The following is a 22,414-nucleotide window of genomic DNA, read 5'->3' on the forward strand; positions in this document are numbered from 1 at the left end:
GCTCATCTCAATAAGTCAGGATCGCGTTCAACAGGATCGAATAATAGAAATCGTGGCGGCCCTCATTGGTGAAGAGATCGTTGAAGCCCGCCGTCGGGATCAGGGCCGCGGCGGACGCGCGGAACACGAGGTTCTGGTTGAAGTTCGGCCGGTAGATCGCCGCCGCGGAGATATCGAAGCCGATCTCGTTGGGGATGGTGCCCTCGACGCGAAGCGCCTCGAGCACCTCGGTGCGGTGGAACCATAGGTGATTGACGTTGCCCGACAGGCGGAAGTCCGGGGTGATGTCGAGGTCGGCGCCGACGCCGAGCAGCAGGGTGCCGGGGTTGACGAAGTTCGACTGGCCTTCCTCCTTGGACGAGCGGAGGTTGGCGAGGATGCCGTTGCGGCCGTTGAGCGACACCGCGCGCGCGCCGCCGGCAAACGGAATGGTCTGGCGGATCCAGTAGCTGGTGTCGGCGCCGGCGAAGATCGGGTTTTCGAAGATCGCGTCGTAGCCGGCATGGGTGTCGTTATAGGGATCGCCGTCGCCGCTCGAGATCATCGCGGCGCCGCGCAGGCGGATCCAGTTGAAGTCGTAGCTCGGCTCGAACGCGGCGAAGTAGCCGCTGATGTCGGCGGGGCGGCCGGTGAAGACGTTGTGCTGCTCCCAGCCGAACACATAGGAGAGCGACGCGGACAGGTTGATGCGGCCGATGCGGCCGTCGGCATTGTAGCCGAGATAGACGGCGTCGTAATTGCGGCCCCTCAGATCGCCGAACAGGGCCGGCCGCACCGGGAAGCCGTTGTCGTCGATATGGATGTCCTGGCCTTCGCGGTTGATGTTCCAGGTGAGGCTCGCTTCGCTGGTCAGGCCGACGACCGGCAGGTCCTGGCGGAAGACGTTGGCGTGGATGATCCAGTCGTTGCGCGGGCTCGCGGTGACGTCGTTGAGGCCGGAATTGGTGTCTTTCTCCAGCCGCCACACGCCGATCAGATTGTACTGCCAGCGATTATTGTCGCGGTTGCCGAACAGGCGCACGGCGAGGTTCTGGTCGTTGAACAGGAAGCCGCGGAAATCGAACTGGAGCGGCTGGATGCCGACGCGGATCGAGTCGAAGTCGTAGCGGTCGGAGACGTCGCGGAAGTGATAGTCGATGAAGGCTTCCTGGACGCCGATCCAGGTGTCGAGGCGGCTGGTGCCGCGCGACGGCTCGACGAACAGCACGCGCCGCTCTGAGACGTCGACATAGTTCATCTGGGCCGCCAGCGTCAGTCGATACTCGACGGTCGGCGGGCGGTAGGCGGTGTTGCCCTTGATCAGCGCGGCGCTGAGGATGACGGTCTGCGCGGCGACGAGGCTGTCGCCGATCCCGAACACGTCGACGCTGCCCGGCCGGTCGGTCGTCTGGACTCCGACCGGGATCGGGAAGGAGCGCGGCTCAAGCACCGTGTCGGAGATGGCGCTGCCGACGAAGAACCAATCGTCGCCGCCGAGGCCGAGACTGTCGAACACGCGGCAGCCGAGTGTGCGGCGATGGCGTTCGCCAACCTCGTCCTGCTGGTCGCGCAGCGCCGGCGTGCAGATCGGCCGGTCGCCCTTCAACGTGTTCTGGTTGTAGGGATCGAGATAATTCTCGCGGGCGAAGCCGAGGTCGCCGACGCCCCTGATGCGCAACGAGTCGATGAGCCGCCAGCGGTCCGGGATCGGGATATGGTCGGTGGGATAGGCTTCCGGCGGCGGCGAGCGGATCGCGCCGGGATTGACCTGCTCGACCGGCGGCTCGAGCGCTTCCTGCGGCACGCCCGGGCGGCGGCGCTGGTCCTCGCCAAGCCCTTCCGTGTTGGCGGGCGGTTCGACCTCGGGCGGCTGCCCGGCCTGGCCGGCGGGCGCGGGCTGCGACGCATTCTGCTCCTCCGCGACCGGCGGCTGCATCATCGACGCGACGAGCGCGATGAGGGAGGAGCCCAGCGTCATTTTCCCTGGCACACATTCTGGTCGTTCGAGCCGATGAACGGCGCGAACGGACAGCTGACCCAGCGCAGGCGGACATTGATTCCCGGCACGACGATCTGGTCGGCGCGGATCGCCGGCGGTGCATTGTTGATCGAGCCGACGCGCGCGCTGGCATTGTGGAGACCGAGGAAGCTGATCATGTCGTCCTGGTCGATGCCGTCGCCCGATATGCCGATGCCGCCGACGAGGGTGCTGCCGCGATAGATCGGCACCGAGCCGGGGAAGATCTGGATTCCGTTGGCGAGCAGCGCCGGGTTCGGGTTCTGCGTGCATTGCTGGGGCGTGTCGGGCCCCGCGCCGAGCACGAACAGCACGTGCTGGATGACGTTGCCTTCGATCAGGGCGGATTGCAGACCGGTGGAGAAGGGGTTGAACTCCTGGACCGGTCGCGAGAACGGCCCCGGCGGGCGGCCGAGCTCGCCGTCCGGGAAATAGGGCCGCGACAGGTTGCCGTTGGCGCGGTCCGAGAAAGCGAACTGCCCGGTCAGCGCATTGGGATCGCCGAGGAACGTGCGCACGGCGCCGACGAACATCGACACGTCGGGGTCGGGATTGCCGAGCAATTGCTGCGCGGCGATCATGCTCGAGAAGAACATCGCGGTGCGCGCCTTCTGCAGCGACACGTCGATGCCGAAGATCGGGGCGTCGGGGGAGCGGACGAGACCGAGCACAGCGCCGCTGGTGTCGACCACGCTGATCGAGACCTGGGCGCGGCTGTCGAGCGGCTGGCGGATCTGCGCGCGCGCCGCGCTCATCACCTTGAACGCTTCCTCGAGCACGGCCGTCACCTCGGCCGCGGTGAGCGACTGGGGCGTTCCCTCGGTGCCGGCGCGGATCGGGTAGCGGTTGGCGCCGCTGCCGTTTGACAGAACGAAGGCGTCGCGGTTGGAGAATTCGGCGGCGGTCGAGGCGCGGATTCCGGACGCCTCGCTGCCATAGGCCGTGCCTGGCCGCACGCCCCCGACCGCGTCGTAATAGCCGTTGACGCTGGTGAGGTTGCCGACGCTGCCGTTGATCGCGGCGAAGCCAGGCGCCGCGGCGGGATTGCTGAGCAGATCGGCGACGCCCATGTCGCTGTAGCGCAGCGACGTGCCGTCGACGGTGATCCGCTCTGCCCGGATCGCATCCGGCGCGGCGAAGCCCTGGCTCGCGGCGACGGCGATCGCTTCCTCGTCGTCGCGGTCGACGTCGCGCACTTCCGGGTCGAAGCCGTAGAGGCCGTCGGCGAACACGCCGATGCCGCCGACGACGACGCCGTCAATGTAGAGCGGGAGGCCGCCCGGATCGGCGGACAGGCCGAGCGGCGAGCGCTTGGGGCCGATCAGTGCGGAGGGCCCGCCCAGAGCGTTGAAGCGGGCGGACAGGTCGGAGCAGGGCAGCTGGCTGAACTGGACGCCGAACAATGGGCCGCTCTCCAGCCCGCGTGCGACCGCGGAGGGCGGGAAATGCTCCTGCACGATCATGCTGGCGGTGCGCGACGAGAAGGCGTTGCCGCCCGACGACAGATAGGCGCCGGTGATCGCCTTGGCGATGGCGGCGGCGACCGCTGCGGGGACGTTGTCGAGACCGGGCCGGTTGCCGACGCCCTGGAGGTCGTGGATGCTGCCGTTGGGCCCGCGCGGCACGTCGACCTGCAGATTGGCGCCGTTCATCACGAACACGGCGAGGACGTTGCCGACCCGGTCGGTCACCGCGAAGGTGGCGCGGATGCCGCGCGCCTGCGCCTCGGCGACGCCCTGGGCGATGATCTGCTGGATGTTGGCGACGCTGAGCGCCTGCTGGGCCGGCACGGCGAACACGGTCGTCGGCGGCGGGGTTGGCGTCGGCGTGGGCGGCGGGGGAGCGGGAATCGAGCCGCCGCCACCGCCGCATGAGGTGGCGAGCAACATGGCCGCAATGGCGATCATCGATGTGGCGCGGTTCATCTCAGCCTTCTGATCGCCGCTGCGGCGCGGCCGAGGCTCGCGCGGAAATTGCCTGGGTCGTAGACATTGGGCTCGCGCACCGCCTGATAGGCGCTGTTGATGTCGCCGCGGATACCCATCACCGCCTGCTGGCTGATCTCGCCCGAGGCTACGAGCGACGACAGCAAGGTGTCGGTCGCCATCACCGCCTGAACGCTGCCGGCATAATCGGTGTAGCGCTCGGTGATCGCGCGGCTGGTGATCGCGTCGATCATGGCGAAGACCTGGGCGCGGCCGATCGGCGTACCGGCGAAGGCGGCGCCGAGCGCGTCGGCTTCCCCGCGCAGGCGGCGCGCGGCGGCGACCATGCGCTGGGCGTTGCCGGCCGACGAGCCCATCGCGGCATGGAAATCGGAGCTCGCCGCCTCGAACCGCGCCGCGCGCTGGGGCGCGACGACGCGCGCGGCCGCGGCGAGCATGATCATGTTCTCGTCATTGTAGGGCGGCACGCCGCGCGGGATGCGGCGGGTGAGGTTGAACAGGTCGCGGCGGACATTGGGGTTGGGGTCGTCGCTGATCGGCCGGTGGCACGAATGGCAATCGAGGAAGTAGAATTCGGGGAAGATGCCCTGGCGGCCGCGGTCGCTGAGGTAGAGGTCGAGCGAGCGCTTGAGCGCCTCCGCCTGGCCGATCGCCCAGACCTGGGCGTTGCCGACCCGGCGCTTGCGCTGGTCGTAGTCGCGGTCCTCGTTGTGATGCGCCTGGAGCGTGGTGAACAGGTCGAGCTCGAACGAGATGCGCGGATGGCCGGCGGCCATCATCTCGTGGGTGACGAACTGCTCGCGCGCCTCGTTGCCGAAATGGCAGTCGAGGCAGACGCTGGCGCGCACCGCCGGATCCTCGAGCCGGCGCAGGCCGCGGTCGAGATTGGCCTGATGGTCGCCGCGCACCGTATAATGGGACGTCAGCCAACGCGCCGCCGGGCCGTGGCAGGATTCGCAGCCGACGCCTTCGGCGCGGAACGTCGCCGGGCGGTAGGCCGCGCCGCCGTCGGGATCGCCGGCGGTGGAGTGGCAGCCGAGGCAGCGCGGCTCGTTGCTCGCCGCCGCATTGCGCCAGTCGGCGCCGTTGCTCGACCGCAGCCGCTGCATGATCTGCTCGGAGCGGTCGTCCTCCAGCACGGCATAGGCGCGGCTGTGCGCGCCCGCGGCGCTGGCCGGGTCCTGCCAGATCATCAGCTCGTCCTGGCGGACGACGCCTTCGCCTTCACTGTTGGGGACGCTTCGGCCGTGGCAGGTGGTGCCGCCGCAGGTGGCGACGCCGACGAAGGTGCCTTCGGCAAGCGGCTGCTGCTGGGCGACCGCGCCCGCGCCGTCGGCCGCGATGAACAGAGCGAAGCCTGCAAGCAGCGACAGGGCGGTGCCCGCCAAGCCGACCGCGATGTTACGGCTGCCCCCCATCCGACCCCCATGCACAAGGCGCCTTGTGAAGCGCCAACTCCCACGTGCGGGCAAAACTATGGGCAAAAGCGCAGCCGCAATCAATGGCCAAGTCCCGCAGCCCGCCGCATCGGGACAGCGCCAATGGATCGGGTGACAGGGGCCGGAATCGTGATTAGAGTCGAGCAGGTTCGGGGGGATCAACCGGCAATCCTCAGTCTCGCCGCGTCAGCCTCGTTCGTGTTGCGTCCTTGTCCAGCATCGCCACAAAGGGGAGACGGCGAGATGACGAAGGCTTCCGACCTGTTCGTTCAATGCCTCGAGGAAGAAGGCTGCGAATATGTCTTCGGCGTCCCCGGCGAAGAGAATCTCGACATGCTCGACAGCCTGTCTCGGTCGAAGAAGATCAAGCTGATCCTAACCAGGCACGAGCAGGGCGCGGGCTTCATGGCCGCCACCTACGGCCGTCATACCGGCAAGGTCGGCGTGTGCATGGCGACCTTGGGGCCGGGTGCGACCAACTTCGTCACTGCGGCGGCCTATGCGCAGCTCGGCGGCATGCCGATGATGATGGTCACCGGCCAGAAGCCGATCAAGAAATCGAAGCAGGGCCGCTTCCAGATCCTCGACGTCGTCGACATGATGCGCCCGATCACCAAGTACACGCACCAGCTGGCATCCGCGGACAACATCCCCAGCCGAATCCGCGAAGCCTATCGCCTGGCCGAGGAGGAGAAGCCCGGCGCGACCCATCTCGAATTCCCTGAGGACGTCGCTGACGAGCAGACCGATTCGCGGCCGATCCCGCGCAGCCTGGTGCGCCGGCCGCATGCCGACGAGAAAGCGGTGCGCGCGGCGGTCAAGAAGATCGAGGAAGCGCGCTCGCCGGTGCTGGTGCTGGGGCAGGGCGCCAACCGCAAGATGACGAGCCGGATGCTTCTCCAGTTCATCGAGAAGACCGGCATCCCGTTCATCACCACTCAGCTCGGCAAGGGCGTGGTCGACGAGAACCACCCGCTCTTCCTCGGCTGCGCCGCTTTGTCGTCGGGCGACTTCGTCCACAAGGCGATCGAGGCGGCGGACGTCATTATCAATGTCGGCCACGACGTGATCGAGAAGCCGCCTTTCTTCATGAAATTGGGCGGCGCCGAGGTGATCCACGTGTCGACCAACACGGCCGAGGTCGACCCGGTCTATTTCCCCCAGATCGAGGTGATCGGCGACATCGCCAACGCCATCTGGCAGATCAAGAACGACATCGTGCCGTCGGGCCGGTGGAATTTCGAGGGGATGCTCGCCGCGCACAAGGCTGAGGTCGACCATACCGAAAGCCTGTGCGACGACATGCGCTTCCCGGTCTTCCCGCCACACCTGGTCAAGCAGGTCCGCGCGGCGATGCCGGCGGACGGAATCATCTGCCTCGACAATGGCGTCTACAAGATCTGGTTCGCGCGCAACTATCCGGCGCGCCAGCCCAACACCGTTCTGCTCGACAACGCGCTGGCGACGATGGGCGCCGGCCTGCCTTCGGCGATGGCCTCGGCGATGGTCTATCCGGACCGCAAGGTGATGGCGATCTGCGGCGACGGCGGCTTCATGATGAACAGCCAGGAGATGGAGACCGCGGTCCGCCTGGGCCTCAATATCACCGTGCTGATCTTGAACGATAACAGCTACGGCATGATCCGCTGGAAGCAGGCGAATATGGGCTTCGAGGATTGGGGCCTGACCTACGGCAACCCGGACTTCGTCAAATATGCCGAGAGCTACGGCGCCAAGGGGCATCGGGTGGAGAGCGCCGAGAGCCTTCCGGACCTGCTTCACACCTGCCTCGACACGCCGGGCGTGCACCTGATCGACTGTCCCGTCGACTACAGCGAGAACGACCAGATCCTGAACAAGGATTTGAGGGAGCTGAGCGCCAAGGTCGGCGCGCCGGCCGCCGCGATGCCGGCCCAGCCGCAGCCCGCCTGATCCGCCGGATCGATTGGGGGATCAGATGGTGAAGCTGAAGGACGTTTACCCGCTCTACGTGAACAACGCGGCGCGGCAGCCCAATGCCGACCTTGAAGTCACCGACAAGTTCACCGGCGAGGTCGCGTTCCGCGTCGCGCAGGCGGACGCGGCGACGATCCTGGAAGGGATCGAGGGGACGGTTCGGGCGACCGAGCCGATGGTGCGGATGGCGAGCTACGAGCGCCAGGCGGTGCTCCAGCATTGCGTCGACCGCTTCAAGGAAAGGTTCGACGAGCTCGCTTATGCGCTGTGCGTCGAGGCGGGGAAGCCGATCAAGGACAGCGAAGGCGAGGTCACCCGCCTGATCGACACCTTCCGCATCGCCGCCGAGGAATCGGTGCGGATGACCGGCGAGGTCCAGCCGCTCGACATCTCGCCCCGCGCCAAGGGCTATCAGGGCATCTGGAAGCGCGTGCCGATCGGGCCGTGCAGCTTCATCTCGCCATTCAACTTCCCGCTCAATCTCGCCGCGCACAAGATCGCTCCGGCACTCGCCGTCGGCTGCCCGTTCATCGTCAAGCCGGCAAGCCGCACTCCGCTCGGCACCATCATCATCGGCGAGGTCCTGGCCGAGACGAACCTGCCCAAGGGCGCCTTCTCGATCCTGCCGGCGCACCGCGACGGCGCCGACCTGTTCACCACCGACGACCGCCTCAAGCTGTTGAGCTTCACCGGCTCGCCGGGCGTCGGCTGGGACCTCAAGGCCAAGGCCGGAAAGAAGAAGGTGGTGCTTGAGCTGGGCGGGAACGCGGCGGTGATCGTTGATCATGACGCCGATCTCGACGACGCGCTCGAACGGGTGATCTTCGGCGCCTTCTACCAGTCCGGCCAGTCCTGCATCGGCGTGCAGCGCATCCTGATCCACGACTCGGTCTACGACCGCTTCCGCGACATGCTGGTTGCCAAGACCAAGACTTTGGTCGCCGGCGATCCCAAGGATCGCAACACGTTCATCGGACCGATGATCTCCGAAGGGGAGGCCAAGCGGCTCGACTCCTGGATCCAGGAAGCGGTGGGGAAGGGGGCCAAGCTCCTGTGCGGGGGCAAGCGCGACGGCGCGATGCTGGAGGCGACCCTGCTCGAGAATGTCGATCGCGACACCAAGATCAACATCGAGGAAGCGTTCGGCCCGGTCGCTTTCCTGATCCGCTTCAGCGACTTCAACCATGCGCTCGAGGTGGTGAACGACAGCAAGTTCGGCCTTCAGGCCGGCATCTTCACCCGCGACCTGTTCCAGATGTTCGACGCCTGGGACCGGCTCGACGTCGGCGGTGTCGTGATCAACGACGTGCCGAGCTACCGGGTCGACAACATGCCCTATGGCGGCGTCAAGGACAGCGGCCTCGGGCGCGAGGGCGTGCGCTTCGCGATGGAAGACATGACCGAAATCCGAAACCTCGTCATCCGCCGCCGCGCCGACTGACCAGCCAAGGAAGCTGACCGGCGAATAGGGGCCGCGCCGGCTGGGCGGCGCGGCGGTTTCGCTCAGGCGGGCTCGTCGGATGCGGCGCGGGTCGCGATCAGGACGTCAAGCTGCGAGCGGCAATTGTTGTCGAGGAACGCGGTCGCCACCGCATCGACATTGCCGATCTGCAGGCCGGTCAGCGTCCGCGTGGTCACACGCACCGGATTGACCGCGCCGTTCCAGTTGAGCTGATAGCTGGCGCCGTCGGCGACGGGCACGCTGGCGGGCCATTCGAGAGTCGCCTGGCCGGCATTCCAGTTCACCGTCTGAGCCGCACCGTTCTGCGGCGTGATGGTGAGGCGGACGGCGCGGTCGCTCTGCGGGCGCCACAGGACCGGACGCTGCCCGGACAGCACGCAGGCGCGGCCGCTCTGGGTCACGTCGAACTGCCAGATATCCGCTGGGCGGGCCACCGCAGCCGCCGGGAGGTCGGTGCGAACTGCTCCGGTCTGGCGGCGAACGTTACTGCCGCCGGCCATTTGCGGGCCGCGGCGCACCGGGCCGGTGGCGCTGTACGAGCCCGGGCCGCGGAACGTGCGCGTCGCGCCGTTGGCGAGCACCACGACGACGTCGCCCGGACGAAGCGTGAAGCTGGTCGTGTCGGCGACCCGGCGGCCGGCCGGGTAATTGCGCGCGGACGGTCCCGCCGAGCGCAGAATGAGCACTTCCGCCGCCGCAGCCGAGATTTCACCTGCCGCGATGGCGAGAACGGCGAACTGGACAAGCCGCCGCTTGCGTGGACTCCAAGTCAATCTGACCTCCCTCCGACCTGCCTTGCAGGTCCTATACACAAAATCCTGCGGCGCGGCATCCCGCGCCCTGCCTGCGGCTCCGAGTCACCGGCGCGGTGCCGCCGGCTCGCGCGCCGGTGTGCGCCGCGCATCGGCGTCGCCCACCGGGGCCTCGGGATCCGTCCGCGTCGCGATGAACGTGTCGAGCTGGCTGGTACACTCGTTTCGGATGAAAGTGCTCGCCAGCGTGTCGAGATTGTCGGCCTCGCTCTCGCCGAGCATAATCGTGCGGATGCGTACGGGACGTGCGTCGCTGTCCCAGTTCAACGTGAAGGTGGCACCGCTGGCGATCGGCAGGCTCGCCGGCCAGGCGTAGCTGGTCTGCCCCGCCGGCCAGTCGAACGACTGGGCGTCGCCCGCCAGCGTGCGGATGGTGAGACGGGTGCCGCCATGGTCGGCCGGGCGCCACAGCGTCGGGAGCGCGCCGGCCGGCACGCAGACATTGCCGCTCTGGCGGGAATCGAATTGCCAGATGTCAGTCGGATCGACGCCCGGGACAACCGGCTCGGTGCGGACCACGCCGGTCTGGACGCGGACCGCCACGCCGTTGTCGGTGCGATAGCCCTGCGGCGGGGCGACGACGCTGAACGCGCCCGGTCCGCGGAAGGTGCGCGTCCCGCCCTGCGCCAGCACGGTGACGCGGTCGCCGGTGCGCAGGTTGAAGACGTGGGTGTCCGGCACATGCGCGCCGACGCGGAACAGGCGCCGCGCGCTCGGCCCGTCGGTGCGCAGGATGAGGACTTCGGCGGCGGCATGGGAAATCTCGCCGGCCGCGACTGCAAGAAGCGCGAACTGCGCCAGGCGCGTTGCGGATATCTTCGACATGTCGCCCTCCGAGACCCGTCTTGAGGCCGCTTATACGCCGCTCAGGCTGAACGGCAGAATTACGGCTCCGTCATATTCGACGCGGCGCGCGCCGCCTTCGTCGAATTCCGAGCGCCGGCGCCGGCGCTATTTCGACTCCAGAACGAAGGCACCGCCGGGCCCCGCCTCGCGGATTCGAAACACGAAATTGTGCAGGGCCGCGTCGTCGGGATGCTCCGCCGCGACCCGCTCGATGTCGCCGAGCGCAGTGTGGTCGCCGCCATCGTAACGCTGCCACAGGTCGCGCAAGCGGGCGCGGACCTCCGCGTCCATGTGCGGGACCGGCTCCCAGATCTCGATCGGGGTGGGACGGCCGCTGAGGACGACGCGCCCCATCGGCCGGTAGAGGTCGGTGTCGGTCACGTCCTTGACCGCGGTGCTGACGAGGATGCTGGTCTGCAGCGCCTTGTTGGCGGATTCCAGCCGTGCTGCCGTGTTCATGCCGTCGCCGAGCGCGGTGTATTGGATTCGCTTCTGCCCGCCGAAATTGCCGACCACGACGTCGCCGAGGTGGAGGCCGACTCGGGTGCGGCCGATCGTCGGGAGGTCGGCATCGGCGGTTCGGCGGAACTCCTCGCCGGCCTCGAACATGGCGATCGCTGCCCGCACGGCGCGCTCGGCGTCGTCCGGCCGGCTGATCGGCGCGCCCCAGAAGGCGACGACGGCGTCGCCGACGAACTTGTCGATCGTGCCGCCATGGCTGAGGACGGTGTCGCTCAGAGTGTCGAGATAATGGTTGAGCAGCGCCGACAATCGCTCCGGCTGGATGCCGTGGCTCAATTTGGTGAAGCCTTCGAGGTCGGTGAACAGGGCGTAGATCTGCTTCTTCTCGCCCTTCAGAGCGAGCCGCTCGGGATCGCGCATGATCTGGGCGGCGACGTCGGCGGGGAGATATTTGCCGAGCGCCGAGGACGCGAACTTGCGTTGCTCCGACCCGACCGCGCGTGCGGCGATGCCGGCGCCGAGCACGGCAAGCAGCCAGCCGGCGCCCCAGCCCGCGGCGGGCAGGTGAATGGTCTCGACCTCGTTCGCTTCCAAAAAGAACGGCACGGCGGCGATCAGCGCGACCTGGACGATGACCGCGAGTCCGAGAATCCAGCCGCGGCCCTCGAGCACGGCGGTCAGCACGCCGCCGGCGACGATCGCCACCGCGATCGCCCACAGCAGCCAATCCGGGATTGGCCTCGGCATCCGCCCGTCCAGCACTTGCGACAGCATGTGCGCGTGGATGATCATGCCCTTGGTGAAGGTCTGGCCATCCTGCCGGGTCCGCGACATCGGCGTTTCGAAGTCGTCGAGCAGCTGGATGTTGCCGCCGAGGATGATGTAGCGGCCCTCGATCGTCGGCCGAAGACTCTCGGCGATCGCCGCGCTTTCCTCGGGGGGCAGGTCGCCGCTGGCGAGCGAGGCCAGCATCTCGACGGGAAGCTCCGTGAACGGCTGGATCTCGGGGCTGTCGGTGAGGCGATAGTCGATCGCGCCGCGATAGCCGACGAAGGCGCGATGCTCGGGCGCCATCGCGCTGGCCAGGAAGGTCGGCAGATGCGGGTCCAGCTCCGGCCAGCGCCGCATCACGCCGTCGGCGTTGTCCGGCCGGAACTGGATGCTCGCCGGCCGTACCGGGCCCGAACGCACCTGATCGAGGAAGTTGCTCAGGAATTGCTCCTGCCAATATTGCATCTGCTCGGGATTGGCCTGCGTCGTCGTGAACGCGAGGAAGGTGGGCGTGCGCATCGCGCGCATCGTGGCGATCAGCTCGGCATCTTCGGGCTGGGCCTGGTCGATCAGGATGTCGATGCCGATCGCGCGCGGGTTCATGCGGTCGATCGCGCGAAGCGCCTGGGCCATCATCCGCCGGTCGAGCGGCGAGCGCTTGCCGAGCTGCTCCAGAGTCTGGTCGGTATAGGTGACGAGCGTGATTCGGTCGTCCTGGCCGAGCCGGTCGGCCGCCCAGAAGAAGCGCAGGTCGTAAAGCGCGCGTTCGGCATCGCTGGTGAGCGGCATCGTCCAGCTGGAGCGAGCGACGGTGAGCGCGATGCCAAGCAGCAGCAGCGTCAGGATCAGCCGAGCGACGCCGATCTGGCGGAGCGTCCGGCGAACGCCGATCAGGCCGCGGCGCCCTTCCTGCTGCACAGCCCGGGTGCCCGCGTCGGCCATTGCTCCCCTCCCGATTTCCCCTGGGGCGGAGGCTAGACCGCACCGGGCGAGAAGAACAGGCCCCAATCGTCGACGGGCCCGGGACGACTATTTGACCCGCTTCGGCGCAAATCGCCCGCGCGACTTGCGGGAACCCGCACCTCGTCTATCATGATGCCGCTTTGTTCCCATCTCTCCTCAGGCCCGCGTGGCAACGGTGAGCATAGAACCGCTAGACCCCTCGTCCGGCGGGACGCCGGGGGACAGGCAGAGCCTGTTCGACCACGCGCGCGAGCATCACATCGCACTGATCAACCGCATCGCCTTGTCCTACGAGATCGACCCGGCTTTGCGGCGTGAGTTGGTTCAGGACATCATGCTCGCGCTGTGGATGGCGCTTGCCACCTTCCGCGGGGAATCCTCTCTCAAGACCTTCGTCGCCTCGGTCGCTCAGAAACGGTCCATTTCGCACGTGACTCGCCGTGCCCGCGAGCCGAGACAGGAGGAGCTGTCGCCGGATCTGCCGTCGTCCGGGCCGCGGCCGGACGAGATCGCGGTACAGAACGACATGAAGCAGCGCCTCGTGGAATCGATCCAGAAGCTGCCGATCCCGCAGCGCGAGGCGATCGTGCTCACCCTCGAAGAGTTCAGCTATGCCGAGATCGGTGAGGTGCTCGGCATCACCAGCAACGCGGCCATGCTTCGCTGCCAGCGCGCCAGGGCCGCCCTGAAGGCCATCATGGAGACTCGCTCATGAGCACGGGCGACCTCGACGACCTGGCGACCCTGTGGCGCGCCGAGCCGGACGCTGCCGAGCAGGAGGAGCTTCAGCGGCTCGCCGGCAGGGCGCGTTGGCGCGGCCGGCTTGTCGACTATGTCGATCTGGCGATGGTCGCTCTGGTGATCGGAGGCAGCATCGTCGCCGCTTTCGCTGCGCGCAGCCCGCTGCTGATGGCCGCGGCGCTGGTCCTCATCGTCGCGTCGGTTTGGCTGACCTGGAAACGGCGGATGATCCGCCAGGTGACTCGTGACCTCGTGACGACGGATCGCGACAGTTTCCTTTCCGGCAGCATTCGCCATACCAAGGCCAATCTGCGCCGAAACACGCTGAGCCTCGTCGCTTTCCCGCTGATCGTCCCGCTCGCCGTGATTCTGAAACGCGCAGCGACGACCGGCGGGGACCCCAACGCCGTGCTCACTGGCCTGGCCGAATGGGCGGGCTCGCAACGCGGCGTCATCACGCTCTCGGTCCTGTCGCTCATGATCCTGTTCCTGCTTCGCAGCCGGCATCGCCATAAGGCGGAATTGCGGCGGCTGGAGGACCTGCGACGGGCCTACGAGGACGAGGCGCGGATGGATGGCGAAGTCGACTTATAAACAGCTTTTCCCGCCTGTTTCCCGGGAGTTTCCCCAGTTGCGTCCACAACTTAGTCGCTAACCCCGGACAGGAATCCTTCCCTTTCGAGACTGTTGCCGACGGGGTGGCGATGCCGCGGCAACAGTCGACGGCGAACCTCCTCCAGAGGACAGGAGGACGACGTGAAGAAGATGGACATCGGAAGGATCCCGGAGTTGCGGACCCGGGTCGGGGTGCATGGTTCCGCCAAGCAGAAGGAAGTCGGCGGCGCGGCCTGCGTCGGCGTCGTCATCGCGCTCATCACGACCTGACGGGATGGGGAGGGGCGGGCGTCCCCTCCCGCCCACCTTCGCGGGGAGGACAGGAGCGTGAAAGCCAGCGATAGCCTGGCCGAATGGTTCGGCGACGCCGGAGCGCAGGCCAGGACGATGGCGCTCGCCGAAGGCGTGGCGCGGCACGTCGCGTCGCTGCCCGAGCTGCGCCGTCTCGAGGCCGATCTCTCGGCCGCAGGGGGGCGAAGCGCCGCGGCGGTGCTCGACGCGGCCCGAACCTTCCTCGACGACGAGCACGCGGTGGCGGCGTGCCTCGCGCCCCTGATCCAGGCGGCGCGCTCGGACCCCTTCTTCCGCCCGCCTCTGCGCCACGGATCGAGCCCGGTTCATACCGGCCTGCTGCTGTTCGACCGGCCCGAGCTGATGATCTTCCTGTCCGTCGTGTCCGCCGAAGCGGTCGCCGCCAAGCGCGTGTTCCGCCAGGGCGGAGCCTCGATCATCCTTCCGGGAACCCGCTCCCTCTACAAATTCCTCAGGTCGGGCGACGCGACCCTGTCGATCTGGGAAGCGCCCGAGGTCGACGGGGATTTCAGCTCCTCGGCAGGCACCAGGTGCCGCCGCGCCGAGCGCCGCCGGATGCGGGACGGCGAGACACTCGAGCTCGACGGGGGCCGGCAGACCTTCGTGATCGACCACGCCGTGTCCGACATCGTCTATCTGCACGCGACCACCCAGGTCGACGCGGCGCCGCTGTCCGTCCAATATGATTCCGAAACCCTCGAGTTCGTCGGCGCAAGCAGCACCGACGAAGCGAGCTCGCGCGCCCATTTGATGCTGTCCCTGCTGCGCAGCATGGACCGCCAGGACGCGGCGCCCGTGTTCGAAGCGATGCTGAAGAGCCCGCATTTCTACATGCGCTGGGCGGCGATGCGCGACTTCCTCGGGCTCGACGCGGACCGCGCCCTTCCGCACCTGCGGGAAATGGCACGAAGCGACGACCATCCTGACGTGCGCGAGGCGGCCGCCCAGACCCTGGCGCTGCTGGTTGCCGATGATGAAGCGACCGAAAGAGAGGACGTGCCATGCCTCGCGTGATCGACACCGAAGCCGCGGACTCGATCGAGCTCGGCGACCTCGTCGAGATGCTCGAGGCCGGCCCGTTCGATCCCGAGGACGAGGGCTGCGTCGCGGAATGGGGGCCGGCGCTCAAGCGGCTGGCCAACAACCGCCGCTTCATCGGCGATCTCGTGATCGAGGAGCTCAAGCAGCGCTGCGCCGGGCAGCTCAAGAACAATTACTACACCACCCAGGTGCTGCTGCTGCACCGCGCGCGGACGTTCGCGCTCCGGGCGAACTTCTGGCCGGCCGAAGGCGACAGCGCCCTCGCCAATAGCGGCCGCGAGCCGTTCTTCTACGACGTCCCGCACGACCACAATTTCTCGTTCCTGACGGTCGGCTATCACGGGCCCGGCTATTGGAGCGACTATTACGAATATGAGTATGGCCAGGTCGTCGGCTATCCCGGCGAGAAGGTCGACCTTCGCTTCGTAGAGCGGTCGGCGCTGAGCGAAGGCAAGGTCATGCTCTACCGCAAGCATGTCGACGTGCATCGCCAGCTGCCGCCGGACTCGCTGTCGGTGTCGCTCAACATCATCGCGCTGTCCGCGGTTTCCGATTTTCGCGACCAGTATCGCTTCGACGTCGATCGCTCCGAGGTGGCGTCGATCGTCAACCACACCGGCCTCGAGACCCTGATCAGGCTCGCCGCCCATTGCGGTGGCGGCAACGGGCTGGATCTCGTCGAGAGCTGCGCGGAGAGCCATCCGAGCGGCCGCGTGCGGTTCGCGGCGTGGCAGGCGAAGGCGTCGCTGCGTGACGATGTCGATGGGCGCATCGCGGTCTACGAGGAAGCGGCCGCGGGCGCGGGCGGTCTCGCGGCCGCGACGGCGGCGCGCGAAGTGGAGCGCATCAAGGCGACGCGGCACTGGATCGACGGCGCTCCGGACCTCGCCGCCTGACCACAAAAATTTTTCGGCTGCAGCGACAGGTTTTGCCGAGGGCGGTGACTAAGCGGTTTGGAGGGGGTGTCCACGGCCCTCGCGGCCGCGCTTCGGCGCGCCGCCAAGCGGTGGAAGGATCAAGACCTCTGTCCTGAGGTCCCACTCGGAGGCGGCTTCGGCCGCCTCTTTTTTAGTCTCTTTGCTTGAGCTTCAGGCGGTGGGCGTGGAGCAGGGGCTCGGTGTAGCCGGACGGCTGTGCCTCGCCCTCGAAGATGAGCGCTCGGGCGGCCTGGAAGGCGAGGCCTCCCTGCGGATCGGCCGCCATTGGGCGGTAGCCTGGATCGCCCTCATTCTGCCGGTCGACCACCGCCGCCATGCGTAGCAGGGCCTCGTTGACCTGTTCGTCGGAGACGATCCCGTGACTCAGCCAGTTGGCGATGTGCTGGCTGGAGATCCGGCAGGTCGCGCGGTCCTCCATCAGGCCGACGTCGTGGATGTCGGGCACTTTCGAGCACCCGACTCCGGCGTCGATCCAGCGCACGACATAGCCGAGGATGCCCTGAACGTTGTTGTCGAGCTCCTCCCGCACCTCCTCTGGCGACCAATTGTGGCCCTCGGCCACGGGAATGACCAGCATGTCGCGCAGCTTCGCCGGCGCGCGACCGGCAATCTCGCGCTGCCGCTCGGCCACGTCGGTGCGGTGATAGTGGATGGCATGAAGCGACGCCGCGGTGGGGGAGGGCACCCAGGCGGTGTCGGCGCCCGCCTGCGGGTGGGCGATCTTGGCCGCCATCATCTCGGCCATACGGTCCGGCATCGCCCACATGCCCTTGCCGATCTGCGCGCGGCCCTCGAAGCCACAGGCGAGGCCGACGTCGACATTGTTGTTCTCATAGGCGGCGAGCCAGGTGCTCGACTTCATCTCGCCCTTGCGGATCATCGGGCCGAGCCGCATCGAGGTGTGAATCTCGTCGCCGGTGCGATCGAGGAAGCCGGTGTTGATGAAGACGACCCGGTCTTTCACCGCATGGATGCAGGCGGCGAGGTTCAGCGAGGTGCGCCGTTCCTCGTCCATCACGCCGATCTTGATCGTGTGGCGCGGCAGGCCGAGCAGGTTCTCGACCCGGTCGAACAATGTGTCGGCAAACGCGGCTTCCTCGGGACCGTGCATCTTCGGCTTGACGATGTAGATCGATCCGGCCGCGCTGTTCGCCCGCTTGCCGCGCACGTCGTGAAGAGCGATCAGCGACGTGAACAGGGCGTCGCACAGCCCCTCATACGCTTCCTCCCCGTCGATCCGGACCATCGGGTTGGTCATCAAATGCCCGACATTGCGCATGAACATCAGCGCACGGCCCTTGAGCGTCACGGTGCCGCCGCCCGGTCCCTTGTAGCTTCGGTCTTCCGCCGGCGTCCGGACCATGCTGCCGTTGCCCTTGGCGAAGCTGGCGGCGAGCGTGCCCTGCATCAAACCGAGCAGGTTGCGGTAGACGCCGACCTTGTCCTCCGCGTCGACCGCAGCGACGCTGTCCTCGCAGTCCATGATCGTGGTGACGGCGCTTTCGAGCAGGATGTCGGCGACACCGGCCTTGTCCTGGCTGCCGATCGGGCTCTCCCGATCGATCGCGATTTCCACGTGAAGGTCGTGATGACGCAGAAGGAGGGCATCCGGCGCGTCGGCCTGGCCTCGCCATCCGGCAAAGAGGGATGGGTCGGCGAGCGGACCCAGGTCACTCACCAGCGCGCCCTGTTCGACGCGATAGGCAAAGACGTCAGCATGACTGCCGCTCGCCAGCGGCGCGATCTCGTCGAGGAGCGAGCGTCCGGCATCGATCACGCGCTGCCCGCGCTCGGGATCGTAGCCGCCGCCCGTCGGCAGGTCGCCGAGGACATCGGTGCCATACAGCGCGTCGTAGAGGCTGCCCCAGCGGGCGTTGAGCGCGTTGAGCGCGTAGCGGGCGTTGCTCGCCGGGACGACCAGCTGCGGCCCGGCAATGTCGGCGATCTCGGGATCGACATTCGCGGTCCCGATCGTGAACGGCGCGGGCGGATCGACCAGGTAGCCGATTTCGCGCAGGAAGCTTTCTTCCTCCGCGGGCGTCGGCACGTGCCCGTGAAGGGCTTGATTGCGGGCGTCGATCCGCGCCTGCAATTGCTCGCGGCGCGCCAGCAGGCGCCGGTTCTCGGGCGTCAGCGCGCGAAGCAGCTCGGCCGCGCCTTCCCAGAAGGCGTCGCGCCCAGCGCCGCTGCCGGGCAGCGCTTCCCCGTCGATGAACCCGAGCAGGATCGGATCGACGTCGAGCCCCGGGACAATCTCCGTCAAACCGTGCCTCCTGCGGCTGTGCTGACCGGCCTATGCGGGAGCGGCGCGGGCGCATCAAGCGCGCCGAAGAAACCGCGCGGCTCGGTTGGGCTGGCGGCGCAAAAGTGCTATGATCGCGGGCGGTGGGCTCCTTCGAGAAAGGAGAAGGATCATGGCCAAGCATCATGTTCTCATCGCCGCCGCCTTCGCGGTGCTTCCGTTCCCCGCGATTGCCGGCGTTACCGTCATCGGCTCGAGCTCCGCACGCCTCTGCTATCTGGCCGCAGACTCGCCGATGATGCCGCGCGTACAGGACCTGCGTCGCTGCGACGCTGCCTTGGAGGAAGCGGCGATCATGCCGCGCGACGTCACGGCGACCTACGTGAACCGCGGCATCCTGCGGCTCCGCCGGGGCGACGCCGAAGGTGCGATGAGCGATTTCGACGAGGCTTTGCGCCGCGACCCGGGCGAGGCCGAGGCCTATCTCAATCGCGGATCGGCGCTTCTTCGGCGCGACCGGACGGACGAAGCTGTGGCGATGTACAGCCAGGCGCTCGAGCACAACACGCGCCGGCCGGCGCTTGCCCATTACGGCCGGGCGATGGCGCAGGAGCTGCTCGGCAACGTGCGCGCCGCCTATAACGACTATCGCCGGGCGAGCGAGCTCGCTCCGGACTGGTCGGCGCCGCGCGAGGACCTGCGGCGCTTCCGCGTGGTGCCGGCGAGCCAGACCAACATCGGCTGAGCCGAAAAAAGGGGGTGCCGTTCCTCCGAGGCTGGGCTAGCGAGGCCGCAAATCCCAGCCTCAGGAGGACATGATGCCCTATACATTGCCCGAACTTCCTTACGCCAAGGACGCGCTCGGCGAGTTCATGTCGGCCGAGACGCTCGAATATCACCACGGCAAGCATCACAAGGCCTATGTCGACAAGACCAATGGCCTGGTCGGCGAGAAGAATCTCGGCGCGATGCCGCTCAGCCGGCTGATCGCCCACGCCAAGGCGGAGGGCGACAAGACCTTGTTCAACCAGTCGGCGCAGATCTGGAACCACAGCTTCTACTGGCAGTGCCTCGCGCCGGCGCAGGGGCAGCGCCCGAGCGGCAAGCTCGCCGAGCTGATCGACCAAGCCTATGGCTCGACCGACAATCTGCTCGCGGAGCTGAAGAAGGAGGCGGTCGGCCACTTCTCCAACGGCTGGGCGTGGCTGGTCCTGGACGGCGACGCGCTCAAGATCACCTCGCTTCACGACGCCGACAGCCCGGTCGCCCACGAGGGCATGAAGCCGCTCCTCACGCTCGATGTGTGGGAACATGCCTATTACATCGACTACCGCAACGCGCGGCCGGACTTCGCGGAGAAAGTGCTCGGCAACATCGTCAATTGGGACTTCGTCGCCCAGAATCTCGACGGCAACGGCATCGCCCGCGCCGACCAGGAGGGTTGACGCTTCGGCGGCGGCCGCTCTCGCGGCCGCCGCATCTCTTCGGGTTCAGCCGCCGATATGGACCTGCGCGACCATGCAGTAGAGCATCGGGATCGACAGGATGAGGTTGGTGCGGCTCGCCATCATCGCGGTCGAGGCGGAGCGCGACTTCACGTCATCCTCGGCCGCCACGATACCGAGCGCTCGCTTCTGGTTCGGCCAGATGATGAACCACACATTGGCCGCCATGATGAGGCCGAGCCACATGCCGATGCCGATGGTGCGATAGCCTTCCTCGAGCGTCAGCGCACGGACCGTGTAGCCGCCCTGCTGCATGTCGCCGACCGCGAGGCCGAGGATCACGGTCGCCAGCGCCGCCCAACGGAACCAGAACAAGGCCGCGGGCGCGATATGCTTGCTGATGCCCGGCTTCAGCTCGGCCGGCACCTTCGGCATGGTCGGGATCTGCACGAAGTTGAAATAATAGAGCAAGCCGATCCACAGCACGCCCGCGATGACGTGAAGGTAGCGCAGGAACTGCGCCCACTGATAGCTGCCGTCGCCGAGCTGGCCGCCGTGAAGCCCGAACATCGTGAGGATCAGCAGGACGACGCCGATCCCCAGCGCGAGGTGAAAATTGCCCAATATCTTCGCCATGACGGTATCTCCCCTGCCTGCCCGGCCAGTTGTGACCCCGCCGTAACAATTTGCAAGGGAGCGAAGCGAGCTAGGCCTTCAGCCGGTATCCGGTGCGGAAGATCCAGGCGATGACGGCGAGGCAGAGCAGGAAGAAGGCGAAGGTCGCCGCAAGCGCGTAGCCGACCGGCACGTCGGCGGTGCCGAAGAAGGTCCAGCGGAAGCCGTTTATCAGGTAGACGACGGGGTTAAACAGGGTGATCGTGCGCCATGGCTCGGCGAGCATGTCGATCGAGTAGAAGGCGCCGCCGAGGAAGGTCAAAGGCGTTACAACGAGCAGCGGAATGACCTGAAGCTGCTCGAACCCCTTGGCCCAGATGCCGATGATGAATCCGAACAGGCAGAAGGTCGCCGCGACCAGAAGCAGATAGGCGAGCATCAGGAAGGGATGCGCGATCTGCACGTCGACGAAGAGGTTGGCGGTGGCGAGGATCACCAAAGCCACGATCGTCGCTTTGGTCGCCGCCGCGCCGACATAGCCGAGCACCGTCTCGAACGCCGACATCGGCGCCGACAGAAGCTCGTAGATGGTTCCGGTGAAGCGCGGCATGTGGATGCCGAAGCTCGCGTTGAAGATGCTCTCGGTGAACAGCGACAACATCATCAGGCCGGGGACGATGAAGCTGCCATAGGCGATGCCGTCGATCTCGGTCATTCGGCTGCCGATCGCCGCCCCGAACACGACGAAATAGAGCGACGTGGTGATCACCGGCACCGCAAGGCCGGTCCACAGCGTTCGGCGGAAGCGGTGCATCTCGAAGCGGTAGACGGCCAGCACGCCGCGATGGTTGAACGCGCCGACGCTCATGACCGTGCCTCCCCTAGTCTTCGGTCGCTCACCAGGCTGACGAAGATTTCTTCCAGCGAGCTCTGGTGGGTGTTGAGGTCCTTGAACTGGATGCCCGAGTCACGCATCGCCGTCAGCAGGGAGGGGATGCCGGTGCGCTCGCCCTTGGGATCGAACACGTAGTGAAGCTCGGTGCCGTCGCCGTTCAGCGTGAGGTTCCAGTCGGCAAGCTCCGGCGGCACGGCGGCGAGCGGCTCGGCGAGCTGAAGCGTCAGCTCCTTCTTGCCGAGCTTGCGCATGAGCGCGTCCTTCTCCTCGACCAGGATCAGCTCGCCCTTGTTGATGACTCCAACGCGGTCGGCCATCTCCTCGGCTTCCTCGATATAATGGGTGGTGAGGATGATGGTGACGCCGCGCTCGCGAAGCTGCCGAACCAGGTTCCACATGTCGCGGCGAAGCTCGACGTCGACGCCAGCGGTCGGCTCGTCGAGGAACAGGATTTCGGGCTCGTGGGCGAGCGCCTTGGCGATCATCACCCGGCGTTTCATGCCGCCGGACAGCTCCTTCATGATCGTCCGTCGCTTGTCCCACAGCGACAGGTCGCGGAGTACCTTCTCGATATAGGCATCGTCGCCCGGCCGGCCGAACAAGCCGCGGCTGAACGAGACCGTCGACCATACCGGCTCGAACGCGTCGGTATGGAGCTCCTGCGGCACGAGGCCGATCTTGGTGCGCGCGGCGCGATAGTCCCGGACAATGTCGTGACCGTCGATGGTCACCGTGCCGCCCGACGGATTCACCAGACCGCAGACGATGCTGATCAAGGTCGTCTTGCCGGCGCCGTTGGGGCCGAGCAGGGCGAATATCTCGCCTCGGCGAATCTCCAGATCGACCGGCTTCAGAGCGACCGTGCCCGACTTGTAGGTTTTCGATAGGCCGCGGATCGATAGGACGGAATCCATTGG

19 protein-coding genes are annotated in these 22,414 nt (G+C 67.1%); 9 read left to right on the forward strand and 10 right to left on the reverse strand.

The window, feature by feature from the left end; all coding sequences use genetic code 11:
* Positions 1–7: 7 nt before the first annotated feature.
* Genes G7B71_RS00860 through G7B71_RS00870 form a run of 3 tightly spaced genes read right to left on the reverse strand, consistent with a single transcriptional unit; the run spans position 8 to position 5,360 of the window.
* The gene (locus tag G7B71_RS00860; RefSeq protein WP_166036868.1) at positions 8–1,957 is read right to left on the reverse strand and encodes a hypothetical protein; all 1,950 of its coding nucleotides are present in this window, start codon (positions 1,955–1,957) and stop codon (positions 8–10) included.
* Positions 1,954–3,921, reverse strand: coding sequence for a heme-binding protein (locus G7B71_RS00865; protein WP_166036870.1), 1,968 nt, complete (start codon positions 3,919–3,921; stop codon positions 1,954–1,956). The genes G7B71_RS00860 and G7B71_RS00865 overlap by 4 nt, the downstream gene beginning before the upstream one ends.
* The gene (locus G7B71_RS00870) at positions 3,918–5,360 is read right to left on the reverse strand and encodes a multiheme c-type cytochrome (protein ID WP_166036872.1); all 1,443 of its coding nucleotides are present in this window, start codon (positions 5,358–5,360) and stop codon (positions 3,918–3,920) included. Before G7B71_RS00870 ends, G7B71_RS00865 begins: the two co-directional genes overlap by 4 nt.
* A gap of 264 nt (positions 5,361–5,624) precedes the next feature.
* Between G7B71_RS00870 and G7B71_RS00875 the strand changes: the two genes are divergently transcribed.
* Positions 5,625–7,313, forward strand: coding sequence for an acetolactate synthase large subunit (locus G7B71_RS00875; protein ID WP_166036874.1), 1,689 nt, complete (start codon positions 5,625–5,627; stop codon positions 7,311–7,313).
* A gap of 25 nt (positions 7,314–7,338) precedes the next feature.
* Positions 7,339–8,778, forward strand: coding sequence for an aldehyde dehydrogenase family protein (locus tag G7B71_RS00880; protein ID WP_166036876.1), 1,440 nt, complete (start codon positions 7,339–7,341; stop codon positions 8,776–8,778).
* Positions 8,779–8,840: 62 nt separating this feature from the next.
* Here G7B71_RS00880 and G7B71_RS00885 read toward each other — a convergent pair whose 3' ends face one another.
* From G7B71_RS00885 to G7B71_RS00895, 3 genes are all read right to left on the reverse strand, one after another.
* Entirely contained in the window at positions 8,841–9,572 is a 732-nt protein-coding gene (locus G7B71_RS00885) for a hypothetical protein (RefSeq protein WP_166036878.1), read from the reverse strand.
* Positions 9,573–9,656: 84 nt separating this feature from the next.
* Positions 9,657–10,436, reverse strand: a complete 780-nt coding sequence (locus tag G7B71_RS00890; RefSeq protein WP_166036880.1) for a hypothetical protein — start codon at positions 10,434–10,436, stop codon at positions 9,657–9,659.
* Between the two features lie 126 nt (positions 10,437–10,562).
* Positions 10,563–12,632, reverse strand: a complete 2,070-nt coding sequence (locus G7B71_RS00895) for an adenylate/guanylate cyclase domain-containing protein (protein ID WP_166036882.1) — start codon at positions 12,630–12,632, stop codon at positions 10,563–10,565.
* Between the two features lie 196 nt (positions 12,633–12,828).
* On the opposite strand from G7B71_RS00895, the gene G7B71_RS00900 reads away from it, so the two are divergent.
* From G7B71_RS00900 to G7B71_RS00915, 5 genes are all read left to right on the forward strand, one after another.
* Positions 12,829–13,368, forward strand: coding sequence for a sigma-70 family RNA polymerase sigma factor (locus G7B71_RS00900; RefSeq protein WP_166036884.1), 540 nt, complete (start codon positions 12,829–12,831; stop codon positions 13,366–13,368).
* A complete protein-coding gene (locus G7B71_RS00905; RefSeq protein WP_166036886.1) occupies positions 13,365–13,988 on the forward strand; it encodes a hypothetical protein in 624 nt (207 codons plus the stop codon). The genes G7B71_RS00900 and G7B71_RS00905 overlap by 4 nt, the downstream gene beginning before the upstream one ends.
* A gap of 162 nt (positions 13,989–14,150) precedes the next feature.
* Positions 14,151–14,279 carry a hypothetical protein gene (locus tag G7B71_RS15755; protein ID WP_279338387.1) on the forward strand — a complete coding sequence of 43 codons (129 nt, stop codon included), beginning with the start codon at positions 14,151–14,153 and terminating at the stop codon, positions 14,277–14,279.
* A 57-nt stretch (positions 14,280–14,336) separates the two neighbouring features.
* Positions 14,337–15,335: a HEAT repeat domain-containing protein gene (locus G7B71_RS00910; protein WP_166036888.1), complete on the forward strand. Its 999-nt coding sequence runs from the start codon at positions 14,337–14,339 to the stop codon at positions 15,333–15,335.
* On the forward strand, positions 15,323–16,258 hold the full coding sequence (locus G7B71_RS00915; protein WP_166036890.1) for a transposase: 936 nt from the start codon (positions 15,323–15,325) through the stop codon (positions 16,256–16,258). Before G7B71_RS00910 ends, G7B71_RS00915 begins: the two co-directional genes overlap by 13 nt.
* A 172-nt stretch (positions 16,259–16,430) precedes the next feature.
* Here the strand turns inward: G7B71_RS00915 and G7B71_RS00920 are convergent, their stop codons facing one another.
* Positions 16,431–18,563, reverse strand: a complete 2,133-nt coding sequence (locus tag G7B71_RS00920) for a malate synthase G (protein ID WP_166036892.1) — start codon at positions 18,561–18,563, stop codon at positions 16,431–16,433.
* Between the two features lie 151 nt (positions 18,564–18,714).
* Between G7B71_RS00920 and G7B71_RS00925 the strand changes: the two genes are divergently transcribed.
* Complete coding sequence (locus G7B71_RS00925) at positions 18,715–19,287, forward strand: tetratricopeptide repeat protein (protein WP_166036895.1); 573 nt, start codon at positions 18,715–18,717, stop codon at positions 19,285–19,287.
* Positions 19,288–19,360: 73 nt separating this feature from the next.
* Positions 19,361–19,987, forward strand: a complete 627-nt coding sequence (locus G7B71_RS00930) for a superoxide dismutase (protein WP_166036898.1) — start codon at positions 19,361–19,363, stop codon at positions 19,985–19,987.
* Positions 19,988–20,032: 45 nt separating this feature from the next.
* Here G7B71_RS00930 and G7B71_RS00935 read toward each other — a convergent pair whose 3' ends face one another.
* The 3 genes from G7B71_RS00935 to G7B71_RS00945 form a co-directional block, all read right to left on the reverse strand.
* On the reverse strand, positions 20,033–20,623 hold the full coding sequence (locus G7B71_RS00935) for a urate hydroxylase PuuD (protein ID WP_166036900.1): 591 nt from the start codon (positions 20,621–20,623) through the stop codon (positions 20,033–20,035).
* A 70-nt stretch (positions 20,624–20,693) separates the two neighbouring features.
* On the reverse strand, positions 20,694–21,470 hold the full coding sequence (locus tag G7B71_RS00940; RefSeq protein ID WP_166036902.1) for an ABC transporter permease: 777 nt from the start codon (positions 21,468–21,470) through the stop codon (positions 20,694–20,696).
* Complete coding sequence (locus G7B71_RS00945; protein WP_166036904.1) at positions 21,467–22,411, reverse strand: ABC transporter ATP-binding protein; 945 nt, start codon at positions 22,409–22,411, stop codon at positions 21,467–21,469. Before G7B71_RS00945 ends, G7B71_RS00940 begins: the two co-directional genes overlap by 4 nt.
* Positions 22,412–22,414: the final 3 nt, after the last annotated feature.

Source organism: Sphingosinicella sp. YJ22 (genome assembly GCF_011320075.1).
Classification (GTDB): Bacteria; Pseudomonadota; Alphaproteobacteria; order Sphingomonadales; family Sphingomonadaceae; genus Allosphingosinicella.